This window comes from Pseudomonas sp. LD120 (genome assembly GCF_009861525.1).
In the GTDB taxonomy this organism is placed as follows: Bacteria; Pseudomonadota; Gammaproteobacteria; order Pseudomonadales; family Pseudomonadaceae; genus Aquipseudomonas.
Genome location: NZ_WVHL01000003.1, coordinates 1,523,520 through 1,542,515, shown reverse-complemented (window position 1 = coordinate 1,542,515; position 18,996 = coordinate 1,523,520). Strand labels below are relative to the sequence as shown.

Here is an 18,996-nt window from a genome sequence, read left to right as displayed (position 1 = left end):
CTAAAAACGCGCTGTCGTCCGTCCTGTGGTGAAGCCCTGCATGTCCCCAACCCTGTCCCAGCGCCTGCGCCGTCGCTGGTTTGTGCTGCTGTGCCTGGCCACACTCATCGTCGGCCTGCCGGTGAGCTGTGCGGTGCTCGAACGCAAGGAGCGCCAACTGGTGTTTCGCATCGAGCCGGGCAATGCCGGCTGGTATCGCGGCCTGCCCGGCACGGTGCAGGAACTGCAACTCAAGCCGCAAAGCTTCAAGGCCGGGCAGAACATCCATGCCTGGTGGTGGCCGGCCAAACGCGCCGATGCCCCGGCGATCCTCTACCTGCACGGGGTGCGCTGGAACCTCACCGGCCAGTTGTTTCGCATCGAGCAACTGCACGCCCTGGGCTACTCGGTGCTGGCCATCGACTACCGGGGTTTCGGCCAGAGCCGTGGCGACCTGCCCTCGGAAAGCAGCGTGTATGAAGACGCGCGCATCGCCTGGGAGCGGCTCAAGGTGCTGCAACCCGATGCCAACAAACGCCTGATCTACGGCCACTCCCTGGGCGGCGCGGTGGCCATCGACCTGGCTGCCGAACTGGGGCGCGATGCCGCCAGCGGCAAGGCTCCGATTGCCGCTCGCGGGCTGATCGTCGAATCCACCTTCACCACCCTGGCCGATGCCGCCGCCGCGGCGACCAAGACCTCGCTGCCGGTACGCTGGCTGCTGTCACAGAAGTTCGACTCCCTCGACAAGATCGGCGAGATCGGCATGCCCTTGCTGGTGGTCCACGGCCTCAAAGACGACTACGTACCGCCGCGCCTGAGCCAGCAACTGTTCAAGGCCGCCCTGGAGCCGAAGAAACTGCTGCTGGTGCCCGGCGGCACCCACAACAACAGCATGCGCCTGGCGGGCAAGGACTACGGCCAGGCGATCAAGGCCTTGCTGCGGGCCAAGCCGGCCTCCGCCATCGCCGGTCCGACGGCCAGCGCCGCACCCACCGGCTGAACCTGCTGGCTAGGAGGCGACGCTGGGGGGTTGGCCGGGATCGCCAGGCAAGGCCCTGCGTAGCCGCTGCCGCAGGCTGCGCAAGGCACCGAAGGGGCCTCGGCGACCTCAGGATCGCTGCGAGCCTGCGGCTCGTACGCAACCTTCGGCAGCGACTTGTACCTTGACTAACACGGCTCCAGAACGATAGTTCTCGACTGATCATCGAGGAATAAGAATGAAGCCGGGCAGCGGCTACAAGGCGCTCTGTCCGCCGCTCATGGCCACGCTCGGCGAGGCCGCTGGCGGGCGCAACGCCTCGCCAATGGTGCGCAGCTTCAGGCAGGTTTCCTGGTATTCGCTCTGTGGGTCCGACTCGCCGACGATGCCGCAGCCGGCAAACAGGTGCGCCTGGTTGCCGCGAATCAAGGCCGAGCGCAGGGCCACGGCAAACTCGCCATCGCCCTCGGCGTTGAGCCAGCCCACCGGCGCTGCGTACCAGCCACGGTCCAGTTGCTCATGCTCGCGGATGTAGCCCAGCGCCTGGTCCCGCGGCAAGCCGCCCACCGCCGGGGTCGGGTGCAGGGCCTGCACCAGTTGCAGCAGGTCGACCTGGGGCCGCAGGCGGCCCAGCACCGGGGTCAGCAGGTGCTGGACGTGGGCCAGGCGGTGCAGCTGCGGCTGCGGCGCTATTTCCAGCATGGCGCAGTAGGGTTGCAGCGACTCGCGCAGGGTCTGCACCACCAGGGCGTGTTCGTGGCGGTCCTTGGCGCTGTCCAGCAAGGCCTGGCCCAGTTCCGCATCCTGCTGTTCATGCAGGCCACGGGCGCAGGTGCCGGCCAGGGCCACGGTGCTCAAGGTGCCCCGGGCCACCCGGACCAGGCGCTCGGGGGTGGCCCCCAAAAAACAGCTGTCGCCGCGGCTGAAGGCAAACAGAAAGGCCTGGGGATAGGCCGCCCCGAGGTTTTCCAGCAAGGGGCCGCAGGGAATGCTGCGGCTCGCCTGCAGACAGACTTCCCGGGCCAGCACCACTTTGCTCAATTCGCCGTCCTGGATTCGTGCAATCGCCTGGGCCACGCAGTCCTGCCAGCGGTCGGCGGCCAGGGGGTCGGCCGCGGCCCGGATCCCGTCCGGCAGTTGCGCCGCCGGGGCCTGGTGATAGCGCGCCAGCAGCAGGCTCCATTCCGCCTCCAGGGCGGCGGCGCACTGGGCCACATCGGCGCCGGGCTCGACCCACAGGCTGAACAGCCAGTGCTGCTGCTCGCCTTCGCGCAGCAGCAGAAGGCGCGGCAGCACCAGGGAGGTGCTGGCAAACGACTGCCACTGGGCGCTGCGCGGCACCTGGGGGTCAAAGGCGAATCCACCACACAGGTACGCTTGGCGCGGCCCCACCTGATGGGCCCGCTCCAGCAACTGACGCCAGGCCCGGGTGCTAGCGCCGAAGCGTTCCCCTTCCCCCGAAGGCGGGCTGATTTCCTCGGTGCAGCCGAAGCCCGCCAGGGCCAGGGCGCCCTGCTCGCTGGACCAGAACAGGCTCTGGCCGAACACCTGGCGGTTGGCGGCGAACAAGCGCAACGGCTCGATGCCCTCAGCGGCCAAGCTAAACACCACCAGCACCGCTCGATGAGCGCACCGGGCCAGGGCTTCGCCTTCGCCCAAGGCCTGAGTCAACCCGGACAGACAGGCCTCATTCATCGTTGGCTCCTTGCACCAGCCCGCGCTGGGCACGCCAGTGGCGCACCTGCTGGGCGATGTTCCAGTGGATGATCTGGGCAAACAGCGGCACCACGAACATCGGGTCCAGGCCCGCCTGCTCGGCCCATTGCCGACGCTGCGGGAGCATCGCCGCGACCCGCTGCGGCGCAGCGATGCTGTCTTCCGTGGGTTTGAACTGCGCCGCGGCCTTGACGTAGGCCAGGCGTTCGCCGAGGGCTTGAATGATCTGCTGGTCCAGACGGTCGATGGCGTCGCGGATATCGTCCAGAGCGCTGCATTGTTCAGGGGTTTTCATGTCGATCTCTACCAAAGGGAAATTCATGGGGTCGAAGGCCAGCACTGCCACAACGGCTCGCCATACCCCGCCAGCAGCCGGGTCAGGTGCCCGAGCACTTCGGCCTGCTGCTCGCGCAGGTAGAAGTGCCCGCCAGGGAAGCTCTGGAAGTCGGTAACCCGGGCACTGACTTCGGTCCAGGCATAGGCCTCATCGGCATCGACTTCAGTGTCCTGATTGCCCAGGCACACGCTCAGGGGCAGGTCCAGGGCGCGGCCGACAGCGCCGCGATAGCACTCGATCAGCCGGTAGTCGTTGCGCAAGGCCGGCAGGTACAGGTCGCGCAGCGTCGGGTCGTCCAGCAGTGACGGCGCACCGTCGGACAGACGCCGCACATCCGCCAGCAACGCCTCGTCCGAGCCCAGGTGCAACGCGCTGTGGCGCTGGCGATGGGGCGCCGGGTGCGCGGAGACAATCAGGCGCTGAGGGGCCGAACCCTGTTGTTGCAGGCGCCCCGCCACTTCATAGGCCAGGGCCGCACCCATGCTGTGGCCGAACAGCACCAAGGGCCGGTCCACCAGATCCGACAGGGCCCGAGTGATAGTGCCCGCCATCCACTCCAGGCTGCCGGGCCAAGTCTCGTTGAGGCGCTCTTCACGCCCTGGGTACTGCACGCCGATCAACTCGATATCGGCGGGCAACCCCGCCCGCCAGTCATTGAAAAAACTCGCGCTGCCCCCGGCATGGGGCAGGCACACCAGCCGGCAACGCGGTGGCTGGGGCTGAGGATGACGTCGCAGCCAGGCACTGGGAGCCTTTCTCACAGCACACCCTCCTCTAGCTCGGCCAGTGGAGCACCGGCGCCCAGGCCCAGGCTGACCCGAGTGTTCGGCAACCACTGACAGACCTGCCCCAGGCAGGCTTCGGCATCCAGCACCTGGGCCGCGTAATGCAGGCCTTGCGGCAACTGCTGCCAATGCAGCGCGCAGAACGCCGCGACGCTGCCGGTCAACCGCGAACCGTCGCCGGCCCGCAGCCAGGCACTGGCGTGCTGCGGGCGGCCATCACGCAGGCCGTCGATCTCCACCGCCAGCAGTTGGTACGGCCGCCGTCCGGCGACATCCAGGGCACTGGCCTGGACCAGCGCGGCGATGTGCTGCGGCGTGTTGCGCGCCTCTGGCGCCGAGCCCTGGATACGCTGCAAAGTCGCCGCCAGTTGCCCGCCCTCGAACAGGTTGAAGCCCTGTCCATGGGGCACTTGCAGGTCACTGAACAAGCGCTGCTGCTCGGTGCTCAGGTAGGGATAGGCCTGTACCCCGGCCACCGGCAGCCAGTCCCGCTGCAGAGGCTGCCGGGCACTGCCCGTGCTGCGCACCACCCGCCCCTCGCGCCAGCCACACTGGGCCTGGCCGAAGCCGTTGCCCAGGCTTAGCAGGAAGTCCTCGGCGGCCGTGGCGGACAGCCGTCCCAGGCCGCCGGCATAGCAGCGCATCTCATCGACTCGCTGGAAGGACTGCGCCAGCAACCGCGGGAACACCCCCGACAGCCCCGGCAGCATGCCCGCCGACAACAGCACCCGGCGCCCTGCGGGCACTGGCCCGGCCAGACGCTCGTGCACCGGGTCGTCGCCGCCCACATCCAGGTAATCGGCGCCCGCCGCCAGCGCGGCCTGGGCCACCCGGTCGAGGATCCGGTAGCTGGGCCCGGCGCAATTGATCACCAGGGTGCAGCCGGCGCAAAAGCTGGCCAGGCTTTGCTCATCCCACAGGTCCAGGGCGCGCACCTCGGCGCGCGCGCCCAACTGCCGGTTCAACAGCTCGGCCTGTTGCCGATCGCGTCCGCCCAGGCGCAAGGCAAGCCTGGGTGCCAGCAGTTGCGCCACTTGACGGCCGACGCTGCCATAGGCCCCGAGCAGACCAATCAGCGCCCCACTCATGCCGCCACCTCGGTGGCGGCATCGAAGGCCCGGGCCACGGCTTGCACCTGGGGCTGCTGCATGCAGCTGAAGTGATCCCCGGGCACATCCACCACCCGCAGTTCACCCAGGCACAGGGCCTGCCAATAGGCGCTCATGTCGCGGTGCATGCCCGGCAGCACCTGCACCTCGCCACTCTGGCGAATGAACAGCAAGTCGCCCTGATACGGCGTGGCCTCATGCAAGGCCACCGCCGCCAGACTGTGACGCAACACCTGCAATTGCTCGCCCAGCCAGTGCAGGTCACTCAACTGCGAACCGGCGTGGCGCATGGCCTCGGCAACCGCCCGCAGGCGCTGCTCCGGGGTCTTCTCTGCCAGGCGCCGCAGGCAGGCCAGGGCCGGGGCGCACTGGGCGTCCTCGCTCAAGGCCAGCAGCGAACCCTGGGGCACCCGCCCCGGGGTCTGCGCCAGCACCCGGGCGATGCTGCGTTCCATGGCCTGTTCATTCTCGGGATACCCCAGGGCCAGCGGATCGGCCTGCATCACCCGGGCGAACACGTACTCGGCCAACAGGTCGTCCTCGATCATGAACGGCACCCGGTAGCTGCTGATCACGCTCAGTTGCAGCACCTGGATCGAACGCGCCGCCAGGCACGCCGCCAGTTCCGTGGCCAGCAGTCCGCCCAGGCAGTAGCCGACGATGCTCACCTGACGCCGGCCTGCGGCCTGCAAGGTATCGGCATAGCGCTCGGCCAACCGGCGAATTGCCGTGGCCGGTTCCAGGGCCAGGTAAGCCGCTACATCGTTGAGCACCAGCCCTTCCAGGGGCACGTCCTCCCCCAGGGCGGCGAACAAGGCGCGGTACGGCGCCAGGGTGCCACTGCCATCGTGGACGAAGATCCGCATCGGGCCCTGGGCCTTGTCGTTGATGCGCACCAGCGGCGACTCGCCGTCCACGCCCTGGCCGCGCAGGTAGTCGGCCAGGGCCGCCACGGTGGGCTGGTTGATCAACTGGCGCAGCAAGTCGCTCCAGGGCAGTGGCCGGGCCTCGGGCAAGACTTCGCGCAGGCGCCCCACCACCTGTGCCACCAGCAGCGAGTCGCCGCCCAGTTCGAAGAAGCCCTGGTCACGGCCCACCACCGGCACCCGCAACAGGGTCTGCCAGACCTCGGCGATGCTGCGTTCCAGATCGTCCAGCGGCGCCGCGCCGCTGCTGGCCTGCTGCTCGAGCCCGGCCAGGCCGATCCGGGCCAGGGCCTGGCGATCGACCTTGCCGTTGGCGGTCAGGGGCATTTCGTCAAGGATCTGCCAGTGCGCCGGGATCATGTAGTCCGGCAGGCGCTGGGCCAGATGGGCGTGCAGAGCGTCAGGCTCCAGGGTCTGGCGCTGGCTCTTGAAGCGGGTGATGAACAGGTGCTGGCCGATCTGCGACATGGCGTCATCGGCCTCGGGCAGGCACAGCGGGCTTTCGCCCCCGGCCTCCAGCAGCAACTGCTGCCACTGCTCGCGACGGATGAAGGTGGTGTCCTGCTCGGCGCGAAAATCCTCGAAGGCAGTCAGGCCTTCCTTGAATTCCATGGAGGCCATGATCTGGTAGGTGTCGCGGGTGGCCTCGATGAAGATCAGCCAGCCGCCCGGGGCCAGCATCTCCCGCAGCCGCGCCAGCACCCGGCTGGCATGCCGCGAGTTGTGCAGCACGTTGGCGCAGAGAATCACGTCCAGGGAGTTGGCGGCCACGCCCTGGGCCCAATGGTCCTGGTTGAGGTCGAACAGCCCGTAGCTGACCCAGGGGTAAGCGGCGAAGTGCTCCCGCGCCTCATTGAGGAAGAACTGCGACAGGTCGGTGAACTGGTAGTCCACCGGCAGGCCGTCCAGGGCCGGGATCAGGTCGGCGCTGGTGCCGCCGACCCCGGCGCCGATTTCCAGCAGGCGCAGGCGCTTGCCCGCCGGCTGCTGGCGCACGATCTCCTGCAGCGCGGCGCACACCGCCTGGTTCAGGTACTGGCTGATCAGGTTCTTGCGGTAGGCGCCCTCGGCGGTGTCGGTACGGCCCTCGGGGAACAGCAGGTGCAGCGGGTCGAGCCGGTCGCTCATCAGCGCCGGCAGGTGCTCCTGGCTTTCGCGCAAATAACGCAGCACCTCGGCGCCCCAGCCCACGGACGGTTCCAGGGCGTCGATGCGCTGCCACAGCTGGCGGTATTGCGCGGCCGACACCTGCAAGCCCGAATACCCCCCGGTGTGCCGGTCCCAGTGCACCAGGCCTTCCCGGGCCAGGGCCTGCAACCAGCGGCGGATCAGGCGCTGATTGCGCGGCGCCACTTCGCAGCGCGCCACAATCTCCTCCAGCGCATGGCTCTGCCCCGCGGCGTCGAACAGTCCGGGACGCTGCAGGGCCAGGCCCATGGACAACAACGCGGCGCGCTCGACGCAGGCCGACATCTCGCTGACCAAGGCATCGCTCAAGTCGCCACGCACCGCCTGGGCCGCCGCCCGAGTGCGCGCCTCCAACTGCTCCGGCCAGGCCAGCGGCATGTCCCGCAGGCTGGCCGTCAGGCAGGCTTGCAGGCGCCGGTCGAAGGCGCCCTCGCCCGCGGCCACCACCACCGCCGACTCCACATGGGGATGGCTGAGCAAGGCGCTTTCCACTTCCGCCAGTTCGATGCGGTGGCCGCGCACCTTGACCTGAAAATCCTCACGACCCAGGAACTCGATCAGACCGTCCTCCAGGTAGCGCCCCAGGTCACCGGTGCGGTACAGGCGCTCGCCGCTGCGGGGGTGATCGACAAAGCGCTCGGCGGTTTTCTCGGCATCCCCCAGGTAACCCAGGGCCAGCCCATCCCCGGCGATGTACAGCTCGCCGGCCACCCCTTGCGGGCGGTCGCGGCCCTGCTCGTCGAGGATCATGAAGCGCTGGTTGGTCAACGGCAGGCCATAGGGAATGCTGCGCCATTGCCGGTCGATCTGGGTGATCGGGTAGTAGATCGACCAGATCGCCGCTTCAGTGGCGCCGCCGAGGCTGATCAGCCTCAGGCCCGGCAACAGTTGCCCGGCCTCGGCCGGCAGGTTCAGGGGGATCCAGTCGCCGGACAGCAGCGCCAGGCGCAGCGACGTGGGCGCCATGGCCGGCAGCGCCTGCAGGTAGTGGGTGAGCATCTGCAATTGCGCCGGCACCGAGTTCCACAGGGTCACCCCGTGTTCCCGGGCGCACTCGGCCCAGTGCGAAGGGTCGGCGCGGCGTTGCGGGTCGGGCAGCACCAGGGCGCCCCCCACCGCCAGCAGGCCGAAGAGGTCGTACACCGACAGGTCGAAGCCCAGGCTGGCCAGGGCCAGCACCCGGTCTTCAGCGTCGATGGCAAAGCGCTGGTTGATGTCGACGATGGTATTGAGCGCCGCCTGATGGCTGATCATCACGCCCTTGGGCACCCCGGTGGAGCCGGAGGTGTAGATCACGTAGGCCAGTTGCTGCGGATCGATGTCCAGCACCGGCAATGGAGCTTGCGCCGCCAGCGGGCTCTGATCGACCTGGATCACCTGGGTCACCGGCGCAGGCCAGCACAACTCATCGCTCAACCAGGATTGACTGAGCACCCGGCCGACCTCGGCGTTGTCCAGGATCAGCTGGCGCCGGGCCTCGGGCTGGTTGGTGTCCAGGGGCAGGTAGGCCGCCCCGGCCCGCAGAATGCCGAGCACCGCGATCACCTGCTCCAGGCCCTTGTCCATGCACACCGCGACCCGCTCTCCCGGCTGGCAGCCGGCATCGAGCAGGGCCTCGGCCACGGCTTCGGCGCGCCCGGCCAACTCGCCGTAGCTCATCTGCGCGGCGCCCTGAATCAGCGCCACACGCTGGGGCGTGGCGGCGGCCTGGCGCCAGAACGGCTCATGCAGCAGCCCTTCGGGCAACGGCGCGGCGCTCTGGTTCACCAGCTCGCGTTGCAGGCGCTGGGCCGCCGGCAACTCCAGGCAGTCGTCCAGGGTCCAGGCCGAGGGCTCCCGGGCCAGGCGCTTGAGCAGTCGTTCGAAGGTGTCGAACAGCGCATCCAGCAGCGCTTCGCTGAACACCCCCTCGCGAATGTCCCAGTTGATCGCCAGGCTGTGGTCACGCTCGCTGACCTGGCAATCGATCAGCACCTGGGGCGTCTGGCTGATGCCAAACACCAGCTCGGCGCCGGGCATGAAGGCCCCGCCGCCGCTCTCGCCACCGGCCCCCAGGGTGCTGGTGAAGGCGTACGGCATCAGCGCCGCGTCCTGGCCCTTGCGCCGCGCCAGCTCGCGCAGCACTTCGATGCCCGAGCACAGGCGATGGTCCATGTCTTGCCACAGGCGTTCCTGCAACTGCTGGCTGCGCTGGCCGAAGCTGCCGCCTTGCAGGGTCTGCACTTCCAGCAGTTCCACCGAGCTGAAATCCCCCACCAGGCGGTCGACCTGGGGGTGCAGGGACAGGCGATTGAGCAGGGTCAGGCTCAGGCAGAAGTGCCCGCGCCGGCTCCAGCGCCCAAGGGTTTCGGCATAGGCCGAGAGGATCGCCGCCGACACCCCGACCCCGGCGGCGGCCGCGTTCAGGCGCAGGGCGTTGCAGTCCCGCGCTTCCAGGCTCATGGCCCGGCGCTGGAAGCGTGGCCCGGTGGGCGCCCCCAGCAACGGCAGCTCCGGTGCCCCCGGCAGGCTGTCGACCCGCGCCCACCAGTAGTCACGGTCGCGCTGGTAGCGCGGTTGCTCGCGCAGGCGCCGCTCGCCCAGCACGTAGTCGCGAAAGCTGATCGGCGCCGGCGCCGGCAGGGCCTCGCCACGGTACAGCTGCTGCAACTCGGCCAGCAGCATGCGCACGCTCTGGTAGTCGCACACCAACAGGTCCACCGACAGGTGCAGGCGCGAGGTCTCGCGGCCCTGGCTCACGCACAACTCGATCAGCGGCCATTGCTGCGGCGTGGCGCGGCGCAGTTCCATGCCCTCGCGCAGGGCCTGCAAGGCGCTGCCGTTGTCCTGGCGCAGGTCATGGCAGGCGATGGCGTAGTGTGGCACCTGGGGCAGGATGCGCTGGTAGCCGTCCTCCAGCACCACGGCGCGGAGCATCTCATGACGGGCGATCAACTGGTTCCAGGCCTGTTCCAGGCGCAGCGGGTCGAGGTCCTGCTGGGCGAACTCCAGGTAGCCGTGGCAGGCTACGCCGCCATAGCTGAAAGCGCTGGTGCGGCCCAGCAGGTAGGCCGCCTGCACGTCGGTCAGCGGAAAGGGTTCTTCGCGGGCCGAATGGTCCGCCTCCAGGGTCGGCATCTGCGCCGCCTGCAGTTGTTGCAGCAGCGCCTCCTTGTGCTCGCGCAGCTGGTTCAGGCGCGCCTCGTCCATGACCCCGGCCGGGGCCCGATAGCGCAGGCGGCCCTGTTCTTCCCAGAGCTCCACGCCCAGTTGTTGCAGGTCCTGTTGCAGTTGCTGCAGCGTCATAACACGCCCTCCACCATTGCGTTCTGAGTGACGGGCCGCTGTTCCCGGCGCGAGGCGAGCAACTGCCCCTGCAGGGCCACGGTGGCCGCGTTGAAAAAGTCCTTGAGCGACAGTTCCACCTGGAACTGCCGGGCGATGCGTTCGATCAAGCGGGCCGCCAGCAGGCTGTTGCCACCCAGGGCGAAAAAGCCCTGGTGCCGGCCCACCTGGGGCACTTGCAGCAGCTCCTGCCACAGCGCGGCCACAGCTTCCTCCCACGCCCCTTGCGGCGGTTCGGCGCTGTGCGGCTGGGCGCCGCGGCGCTGCTCCTGCAGCAGCCACAACAGGGCCGCGCGATCGACCTTGCCGTTGCTGCTCAGGGGCAGTTCGGCCAGGGTCAGCCAGGTGTCCGGAAGCATGTGCTCGGGCAGCCATTGCCCCAGCCACTGACGCAGGGCCTGGGGCTCGGGCAGCGGTTCATGGGCCAGCAGCACCGCCGCCAGTTGCGGCTCGCTGCCGGGCAGCACCAGGCTCAGGGCACGGCTGATGGCCGGGTGGCGCTCCAGGGCCAGGTCGATTTCCGCCAGTTCGATGCGAAAGCCGCGGACCTTGACCTGCTGGTCCAGACGCCCGAGAAACTCCAGACTGCCGTCGGCCCAGTAGCGACCCTGGTCGCCGGTGCGGTACCAGCGCCCGCCGTCATGCTCGACAAAGCGCTGGGCGCTGAGGGTTGGCAGACCGCGATAACCGGTGGCCACCCCGGCGCCGCCGATCCACAGCTCGCCGGGCACCCAGTCCGGGCAGTCCCGGCCCTGGCTGTCCACCACCCTAAAGCGCTGGTTGTCCAGGGGCCGGCCGTAGGGGATCGAGCGCCAGTGCGCGGGCACCGCCGCCACCTCCTGATAGTTGGACCAGATCGCCGCCTCGGTGGCGCCGCCCAGGGCCACGAACGGCACGCGGCGGCCCGCCGCTTGCTCCAGGCGCCGTGGCAGGTCGAGGCCGACCCAGTCGCCGGACACCATGGCCAGGCGCAATGCCCCGAGCCCGGCGCCGTCGCGCACTTGCAGGGTCAGCATCTCCAACAGCGCCGGCACCGAGTTCCACAGGCTCACCCGCTGTTCGCGGATCAGCCGCAGCCATTCCCGGGGCTCCTTGCGCAGGCTGTTCGCCGGCAGGACCAGGGCGCCGCCGACACTCAGCGCACCGAAGAGGTCGTACACCGACAGGTCGAAATCCAGGGCCGAGAGCCCCAACATCCGGTCCTCGGCGCTGACCTGGTAACGGCGGTTGATCGCGGCGACGGTGTTCATCGCCGCCTGATGGCAGAGCTCGACGCCCTTGGGCTCGCCGGTGGTGCCCGAGGTGAAGATCACATACGCCAGGGCATCGGCCGCCAGCGCCAGCGGTTGCTCCAGGGCGAGCGCCGGGCGCGCCTGGGCCAGGGTCACCACCCGCAGCTCGGCCAGCCAGATACCACCGTCGCGGTGGGCCTGATCGGTGATCACCACCCGCGCCCCGGCGCGCTGATAGATCATGTCGCGCCGGGCCGGCGGCTGTTCGATGCCCACCGGCACGTAGACCGCCCCGGCGGCGAGAATCCCCAGCACCGCGATCACCTGTTCGCGGCCCTTGGGCAGGGTGATCGCCACCGCATCACCCCGCTGCACGCCCCACTCCACCAAGGCGCCCGCCAGTTGCAGGGCTTGCCGGGCCAGCTCGGCATAACTCAGACGGCCCTGGTCACAGATCAGCGCCAGCCGCTCGGGATGGGCCTGGGCCTGTTGGAAGAAGCCCTGGTGCAGGCACTGCGCGGGCGTGGCGTGTTCGGTGGCATTGACCCACTGCCGCCGTTGCTGCTGCGCCGCCGGCAGCGGCAAGGGCGCCGGCTGTTGCCAGTGGTTGGCGCACAGCCACAGCAGCAAGCTGCGGTAGGCGTCGAACATCTGCTCCAACAGGTCTTCGGGAAACAGCCCCTGCACCGCGTCCCAGTTCAGCAGCAGGCCGTCGGCCAGCGGGTAGCTCTGGTGGTCGAGCCAGACCTGGGGCGTCTGCGACAGCGCCCAGCCCGGTTCACCCAGTTGCTCGCGGCAGGTGGCGTCGACCAAGGCCGGGCCCAGGTTACAGGCGAACACCACCGGCGCACCCTGGCCGCCGCCCTGGCGCAGCCGCGCACGCTCGCGCAGCACCTCGACCCCGGGCCAGGCGCTGTGAGCGATGTCGCGGTGCAATTGGGCCTGCAGCGCCGACGCCTGCTGGCAGAAGGACGCGGGCTGGCGCTGGTCGACTTCCAGCAGCACCAGGTTGGAGAAATCCGCCAGCAGATGGGGCACGCAGGGGTGCAGTTCCTGGCGGTCGAACAGCGGCACGTTGAGCAGGAAATGCGGGCTGGCGCTCCAGCGCCCCAGTACCTGGGCATAGGCACAGGCGAGCACGCTGGCCAGGGTCAGGCCGTGTTGCCGGGCGCGCTGTTCCAGGGCCTGCACCTGCTCGTGGTTAAGGCGCATCGCCAGCCGGCGAAAACGCGGGGTGCCGAGCTGCTGTGGCTCCTGGGCCAGGGGCAGTTGCGGGCCGTCCGGCAGATCCTCCAGGCGCTCCAGCCAATAGTCCCGGGCCGCCGCCAACTGCGGCGCGCGCAGTTCCTGCTCGGTCCGCAGGTAGTCGGCGAAGGTCCATTCCAGGGCCGGCAGGCTGTGCTCCTGGCCAGCATGGATCAGCGCCAGGTCGCGCAACAGGATGCCGATACTGAGCACGTCGGCCACCAGCAGGTCGATGTTCAGGTGCAGGCGGCTGCGGCCTTCGGGCAGCAGGCTCAGTTGCACGTCGAACACCTGCCCGCGACTGACCTCCAGGCGCCGGTGCGAGAGGCTTTCGCGGAGCTGCTCCAGGGCCTCGGCGGCGCCGACGCAGGAGGCCTGACGCAGGTCGTGGACGGTCAGCCCGGACCAGGGGCTCTGGGGCAGGATGCGCTGGCAGCTGTCGCTGATGAAACAGGCGCGCAGCATCGGATGGCGCTGGCACAGGCGGCGCAGGGCCTGCTCCAGGCGCACGGGCTCCAGGCCGTGGCCGTCCAGTTCCTGGTACAGGTGGCAGCCGACCCCGCCCAGGGGCATGCCCGGATCGCGGCCGAACCAGTAGGCCTGCTGCAGCGGGGTCAGGGCGAAATCATCGCTGGCGGGGGCGCTGGCCACGGCCTGCAGGCGCGGCGTCGCGAGGCCGCGACGGGCCTCGATCAGCGCCCACCAGGCGGCCAGGGTCGGCTGCTGGATCAGCTCTGCGAAGCTCAGGCTCACGCCTTCGCCGGCCAGCAACGCCGGCAGGCGCATGATGCTCACCGAGTCGAGGCCCTGCTCGATCAGCGACGCATCCGCCTCAAGGTCCCCGGGCGCGTAGCCGAGCAACCGGGCGATGCCTTCACAGAGTCCTTGGGGTGAATGACTCAGGCCGGCGGGCGCGAGATGAGCGCGTGCCAGTGCTGGGTGATCAGTCATGGTGGACGGTCCTTTGGGGTACGGAAGAAGGTGTGCGCAAGCGCCAGCGATTGATCGCTTCGCGCTGGTGAAACAACTGGCGATAACGGCCCGGGGTCGCCATCAGTTGGCTATGGGTGCCGTGCTGGGCCAGACGGCCCTGGTCCAGCAGGAGGATCTGCTCGGCGCACGGAGCCAGGGTCGGCTTGTGGGTCGCCAGCAGCACCGTGTGCTTGCTCGCCAGTTGCCGCAGGCTCTGGTTGACCCGGGCCTCGCTGATGGCGTCCAGGGCGGCGGTGGGCTCGTCCAGAAGGATCAGCGTGGCGTCCTTGAGCATGACCCGGGCCAGGGCCAGGCACTGGCGTTCACCGCCGGAAAGGCTCACGCCGCCCTCGCCGACCCGGGTCTGCCAGCCTTGGGGCAGGCGCTGGGCCAGCCGGTCGAGGCCGGTGGCGCGGGCCGCTTCCAGCAGTTGCGCTTCGCTGGCCTCGGGGCGGCCCAGGCGCAGGTTGTCCAGCAGGCTGGCGGCCAGCGGCGGGCAGTCCTGGAACATCAGGGCGATGTCCCGATCACGCTGGCTGGCCGACAGCTGCCGCAGGTCGACAGCGCCCAGCAGAATGGCGCCGTGGCTGACATCGCAAAAGCGCGCCAGCAGCCGCAGCAGGCTGGACTTGCCGGAACCGGATGGCCCCACCAGCAGGTTCAGCGAACCCGGCTCCAGCGTGAAGCTGATGCCCTGCAGGATCGCCCGCCCCTGGCGCTCCAGGCCCAGCTGGCGAACCTCCAGGCGCCGGTCGGCCGGCACCTGGGGCCGGGCCGGTTCCGGCAGCGGCGCCAGGTCCAGCAACTGGCGCAGACTGTCCAGGCCATGGCGGGTCTGGCGCAGGCTGGTGCCCAGGTTGACCAGGGCGCCCATGGGTTCCACCAGGCAGGTGGCAAGCACCGCCAGGGCCAGGTATTGCACGGCGCCGAGGCTGCCGCCGAGCACCGCGTAGAGCCCGCACAACAGCACCGCGGTGTAGCCGGCCTGAAGCGCCAGCACCAGCCCCAGGGCCGCCGGAAAGGTCCGCCAGTGCGCCCGGCGCTGGGCCTGACGCTGTTGCTGCAGCGCCGCGCCGAGCAGGCTGAAACCTTCACCGTTGCGTCCGCTGGCCCGCAGCAGCGGCTGCTGGCGCAGGTATTCCAGGACCCGCGCCGCGGCTTCGCCGGCCGCCGCTTCGCTGTGCTGCTCGGCCTGCCCGCCCCAGCGCACACCCCAGTGATAGAACAGCACCAGCAACGGCAGGCAGGCCAGGGCCGCCAGGGCCATGGACAGGTCGTAGCACCACAGCGCCACGAGCAGGGCCAGGGGCGTGAGCAAGGCATTGGCCATGGGCTGCAGCAAGTGCGCCGGAGCGCTCATGATCTGCGCCACGGTGTGGGTCACCAGGCGGTTGAGCTCGGCGCCGCGTCGCTCGACAAACCACTCCAGGGGCAGGCGCGCCAGATGCCGGCCGATGCGCAGGTTCAACGAACGCGCCGCCGCGGCTCCCGCCCGGTAGCCCGCCAGTTGCGCCCGGCGGCGCAGCCACAGACAGAGCCCGGCGAATCCGCCAAAGGCTGCGGCCCAGAGCCAGGGCGTCCGGGCCGTGGCGGCCTCCAGGGCACTGGCCAGGGCCATCGGCAGCAACCCCAGGGCAACGCCCTGGGCCAGGGCACTGGCGGCCATGGCCAGCAAGGCACGACGCAACAGCGCGGCTTCCCGCGGCTGCAGACTGCGTAACAGCGCGGCAATCATGGGCGACTCCCGTTCAGCGCGGCGGCGTCCAACTGCTCCGCGGCCCAGAGCCCGGCATACACCCCCTGCCGCTCCAGCAAGGCCTGGTGCCGACCGCATTCCACCAGGCGTCCGCCCTGCAGCACGGCAATCTGCTCGGCGTCCTGGATGCTGCTCAGGCGATGGGCGACCACCAGCACCGTACGCCCCTGGGCCAGGCGCGACAGGGCCTGCTGGATCGCCGCCTCCGATTGCGGATCGCTGGCGGCAGTGGCCTCGTCGAGCACCAGGATCGGCGCGCGGCTGAGCATGGCCCGGGCGATGCCCAGGCGCTGGATTTCGCCGCCGGACAGCTGCAGCCCCTCCCCCAGCTGGCTGTGATAGCCCTCTGGCAAGGCGCAGATGCGTTCGTGGATCTGCGCCGCCCGGGCCGCGGCTTCGACCTCGGCCAGACGGGCTCCGGGCCGGTTCAGGCGCAGGTTGTCGAGAACGCTGGCGCGCAGCAGGCGCACCTCTTGAAAGACAAAGGCCACCTGGCGATACAGGGTCGCGCTGTCCATGTCCCGCAGGTCGACACCGCCGATGCGGATCGCCCCGGCGCTGACATCGGCAAAGCGCGCGAGCAAGGTGGCCAGGGTGGATTTTCCGGCCCCGCAATCCCCCACCAGGGCGGTCAGGGTGCCCGGCTGCAGGCACAGATCGATACCATGCAACACCTGGCTGCCGTCTGGGTAACTGAAGTCCACGGCTTCGAAGCTCACCACAGCCCCCTCGGGCTCCCGGGAACAGGCCGGCTGCGCCAGCACCGGGGTCTTGAGCAGCGCACTGATGCGCTGCGCCGCCGCCCGACCCTGGACCAGAGAATCGGCGCCATGCCCCAGAGCCGCCACCGGCGCCGCCAGGGCCGGCCCCAGCAAGGCAAACGCCAGCAACTGCAACGGCTGCAAGACCCCGACGGCGATCAGCGCCACCCCGGCCACCAGCACCAGGGCCAGCACCAACAGGGGCGAGAGCAGCACCTCGACACTGGCGCCCAGGCCCGCCCAGCGCTCGACCCAACGGGAGAAGAACGCGGCAAAATCCTCCACCGCCGTGAAGAACTCGTCCTGGACCCGCTCCACCCGGCCAAAGGATTTGACCATGGCGATGCTCTGCACGAAGTTCAGGGTCGCCGTCGACAGCGCGCCCATGGCGCCGCCCAGGCGCTGGCGCTCGTCGCGATAGGCCGGGGTGCGCATCACCCGCAGGCGCCACAGCGCGATCAACGGTGGCGCCAGCACCACCAGGGTCATGGGCAGGCTCACCGTCAGCAGGTAGATCAGGCTGGCCAAGGGCACCACCAAGGCCGCCACCAGGTTGTTGGGCAGGTGCGCCACCAACTGATGCAGGGCGCCGACGTCCTCCAGCAGCACCCGCTCGGCGGTTTGCCGCTGGCCGTCGAGCCAGGCCAGGGGCACCCGCGCCAGATGGGCGGCGATGCGCTGGCGCAGATGGCGCTGCAGGTCGCTGTCGGCCAGGTGGGTGATCTGCAACCCCGCCGCCAGCCCCAGCAGGCGCAGGAGCAGCGCCCCGGCCCCGGCCAGCAGCCAGAAGCCCGCGCGCTCCAGGCCCAGCTCGCCGGCCAGCAGCAGCGGCGCCAGTTCGGCCACGGCGATCAGCGGCAGCAGGCCCACCAGCGCCGCCAGCACTTGCAGCAGCATCGCCGCCAGCAGGCGCCCGCGCACCGGGCGCAACAGTGCGGTCAGTCCTGCCGGTTCAGCCACGGCCATCAGTGGCCTCCAGGGCTTGGGCCCGGTTGCCGAAGTACAGGGCCTGGATCGCCTCGCGCAGGTGCTTGCGGCTGACCTTGCCGACCCCAGTCTGGGGAAAGGCCGGGATGAACTCGAAGCGGTCCGGCAGCTTGAATGCCGCCAGGCCCTGGGCCCGCAGATGGCGCAGCAGTTCCGGGGTCCGGGGCGCCTTGCCCCGGGGAATGACAAAGGCACAGGTGCGCTCGCCAAGGAAGGCGTCGGGCATCGCCACCAGGGCGATATCGGCCACCGCCGGATGGCTCAGCAGCAGGTTCTCCACCTCTTCGGCGGCGATCTTTTCACCGCCGCGGTTGATCAGGTCCTTGTCGCGCCCTTCCACCATCAGGTAGCCGTCGGCGGTGAGCTGCACCCGGTCGCCGGTGCGGTAGAAACCGTCGGCGGTGAAGGCTTGAGCGTTGTGTTCGGGCTGACGGTAATACCCGCGAATGGTGTAGGGACCGCGGGTCAGCAACTGGCCCACCTGCCCCTGCGCAACGGGCTGCTCATGCTCGTCCACCACGCGGATTTCATCCGCTGGCGACAGTGGCCGACCCTGGGTGTGCAGCACGTGCTCGGGCGAGTCGTGCGGGTCGGTGTAGCAGATCAACCCCTCGGCCATGCCGAACACTTGCTGCAGACGGCAACCGAGCACCGGCTCGATGCGCCGCGCCGCCTCGAAGCTGAGCTTGGCGCCGCCCACCTGCAGCAGTTGCAACGACGCCAGCCCGCGCCCACGGGCTTGGGCCGCCTCCAGCCAGACCAGGGCCAGGGGCGGCACCAGGGCGGTGTGGGTCACAGCTTCGCGCTCGATCAGGGCAAAGCACACCTCCGGGCTCGGCGATGCCGCAAGCACCACGCGCCCTCCCACCGCCAAGGTGCCCATGAAACCCGGGCAGCACATGGGAAAGTTATGGGCCATGGGCAGCGCCGCCAGGTACACGCTGGTACTGGACAACCCGCAGCGTTCGACGCTGGCCCGCAGGTTGTAGAGGTATTCGTGGTGCCGGCGAGGGATCAGCTTGGGGGTGCCGGTAGAGCCGCCGGACAACTGGAAACACGCCACGGCGTCAGCGCTCGGCGTGGCAAAAGCGCTGGGCGCCGCCTGATCATACAAATCATCGAGCGCAGTGAATTCTTCGGCCTCGCCGGCAACGATCACCCACGCCAGCTGCGGATTGCCGGCCTTGAGGTCGCGGGCCATGGCGCGGTAGTCGAAGCCGCCATCACGGTCAGCGCACAGGTAGGCCCGGGCCTGAGCAAACGCGCAAAAACCGCCGATTTCCAGGTGCCGGTGGGCCGGCAAGGCGAAGATCGGGCGCACCCCCAGGCGGTACAGGGCAAAGCAGGCTTCGACAAAGGCGCCGCCATTGGGCAACTGCAGCACCACGTTGTCGCCGGCGCGCAGGCCCAGGCGGCAAAGGCCGCTGGCCAGTTGATCGACCCGCAGGTCCAGTTGGCGGTAACTGACGCGCCGCTGACCATCGGTCAGCGCCTCGCGCTCGGCAAAGGCCCGGGCAGCAAAGCGCAGCAGATCGCCAAAGGTTTCATCGCGCCAGTAACCGGCCTCGCGGTAAGCCTGGGCGAAGGCCTCGGGCCAAGCGGGGCAATCCTGCGAATCATCGAGAGTGGACATGCTGTCTCCTGAGTTTTTTTCGGCAAAAGGCCGCCCCGGACCTGACATGTCAGGCCCCCGGAAT

10 protein-coding genes are annotated in these 18,996 nt (G+C 69.6%); 1 reads left to right on the top strand and 9 read right to left on the bottom strand.

All coding sequences use genetic code 11. From position 1 onward, the window contains the following. The first annotated feature begins 40 nt into the window (after positions 1 to 40). Positions 41 to 982: an alpha/beta hydrolase gene (locus tag PLD_RS12865; RefSeq protein WP_159893136.1), complete on the top strand. Its 942-nt coding sequence runs from the start codon at positions 41 to 43 to the stop codon at positions 980 to 982. 234 nt (positions 983 to 1,216) lie between these two features. Here the strand turns inward: PLD_RS12865 and PLD_RS12860 are convergent, their stop codons facing one another. From PLD_RS12860 to PLD_RS12820, 9 genes are read right to left on the bottom strand one after another with little or no spacing between them, the layout of a single operon-like run. After that, on the bottom strand, positions 1,217 to 2,656 hold the full coding sequence (locus PLD_RS12860) for an isochorismate synthase (RefSeq protein WP_159893134.1): 1,440 nt from the start codon (positions 2,654 to 2,656) through the stop codon (positions 1,217 to 1,219). Further along, complete coding sequence (locus PLD_RS12855) at positions 2,649 to 2,972, bottom strand: isochorismate lyase (protein WP_178116153.1); 324 nt, start codon at positions 2,970 to 2,972, stop codon at positions 2,649 to 2,651. Before PLD_RS12855 ends, PLD_RS12860 begins: the two co-directional genes overlap by 8 nt. Positions 2,973 to 2,995: 23 nt before the next feature. Further along, positions 2,996 to 3,775: a thioesterase II family protein gene (locus PLD_RS12850; protein WP_159893130.1), complete on the bottom strand. Its 780-nt coding sequence runs from the start codon at positions 3,773 to 3,775 to the stop codon at positions 2,996 to 2,998. Beyond that, positions 3,772 to 4,887, bottom strand: coding sequence for a saccharopine dehydrogenase NADP-binding domain-containing protein (locus PLD_RS12845; protein WP_256674612.1), 1,116 nt, complete (start codon positions 4,885 to 4,887; stop codon positions 3,772 to 3,774). The genes PLD_RS12850 and PLD_RS12845 overlap by 4 nt, the downstream gene beginning before the upstream one ends. Next, complete coding sequence (locus PLD_RS12840; RefSeq protein ID WP_159893128.1) at positions 4,884 to 10,307, bottom strand: non-ribosomal peptide synthetase; 5,424 nt, start codon at positions 10,305 to 10,307, stop codon at positions 4,884 to 4,886. Before PLD_RS12840 ends, PLD_RS12845 begins: the two co-directional genes overlap by 4 nt. Beyond that, the gene (locus PLD_RS12835) at positions 10,304 to 13,774 is read right to left on the bottom strand and encodes a non-ribosomal peptide synthetase (RefSeq protein WP_159893126.1); all 3,471 of its coding nucleotides are present in this window, start codon (positions 13,772 to 13,774) and stop codon (positions 10,304 to 10,306) included. Before PLD_RS12835 ends, PLD_RS12840 begins: the two co-directional genes overlap by 4 nt. Beyond that, positions 13,767 to 15,530: an ABC transporter ATP-binding protein gene (locus PLD_RS12830; RefSeq protein ID WP_159893124.1), complete on the bottom strand. Its 1,764-nt coding sequence runs from the start codon at positions 15,528 to 15,530 to the stop codon at positions 13,767 to 13,769. Before PLD_RS12830 ends, PLD_RS12835 begins: the two co-directional genes overlap by 8 nt. Further along, complete coding sequence (locus tag PLD_RS12825) at positions 15,527 to 17,278, bottom strand: ABC transporter ATP-binding protein (RefSeq protein ID WP_178116152.1); 1,752 nt, start codon at positions 17,276 to 17,278, stop codon at positions 15,527 to 15,529. The genes PLD_RS12830 and PLD_RS12825 overlap by 4 nt, the downstream gene beginning before the upstream one ends. Further along, positions 17,265 to 18,932, bottom strand: a complete 1,668-nt coding sequence (locus PLD_RS12820) for a (2,3-dihydroxybenzoyl)adenylate synthase (protein WP_159893122.1) — start codon at positions 18,930 to 18,932, stop codon at positions 17,265 to 17,267. Before PLD_RS12820 ends, PLD_RS12825 begins: the two co-directional genes overlap by 14 nt. Between the last annotated feature and the right edge of the window lie 64 nt (positions 18,933 to 18,996).

What these genes read in the sequence shown, in the direction of transcription:
- PLD_RS12845 (WP_256674612.1), bottom strand. Translation starts at nt 4,887, where the DNA reads ATGAGTGGGGCGCTGATTGGTCTGCTCGGGGCCTATGGCAGCGTCGGC.
- PLD_RS12840 (WP_159893128.1), bottom strand. Translation starts at nt 10,307, where the DNA reads ATGACGCTGCAGCAACTGCAACAGGACCTGCAACAACTGGGCGTGGAG.
- PLD_RS12865 (WP_159893136.1), top strand. Translation starts at nt 41, where the DNA reads ATGTCCCCAACCCTGTCCCAGCGCCTGCGCCGTCGCTGGTTTGTGCTG.
- PLD_RS12820 (WP_159893122.1), bottom strand. Translation starts at nt 18,932, where the DNA reads ATGTCCACTCTCGATGATTCGCAGGATTGCCCCGCTTGGCCCGAGGCC.
- PLD_RS12835 (WP_159893126.1), bottom strand. Translation starts at nt 13,774, where the DNA reads ATGACTGATCACCCAGCACTGGCACGCGCTCATCTCGCGCCCGCCGGC.
- PLD_RS12855 (WP_178116153.1), bottom strand. Translation starts at nt 2,972, where the DNA reads ATGAAAACCCCTGAACAATGCAGCGCTCTGGACGATATCCGCGACGCC.
- PLD_RS12830 (WP_159893124.1), bottom strand. Translation starts at nt 15,530, where the DNA reads ATGATTGCCGCGCTGTTACGCAGTCTGCAGCCGCGGGAAGCCGCGCTG.
- PLD_RS12860 (WP_159893134.1), bottom strand. Translation starts at nt 2,656, where the DNA reads ATGAATGAGGCCTGTCTGTCCGGGTTGACTCAGGCCTTGGGCGAAGGC.
- PLD_RS12825 (WP_178116152.1), bottom strand. Translation starts at nt 17,278, where the DNA reads ATGGCCGTGGCTGAACCGGCAGGACTGACCGCACTGTTGCGCCCGGTG.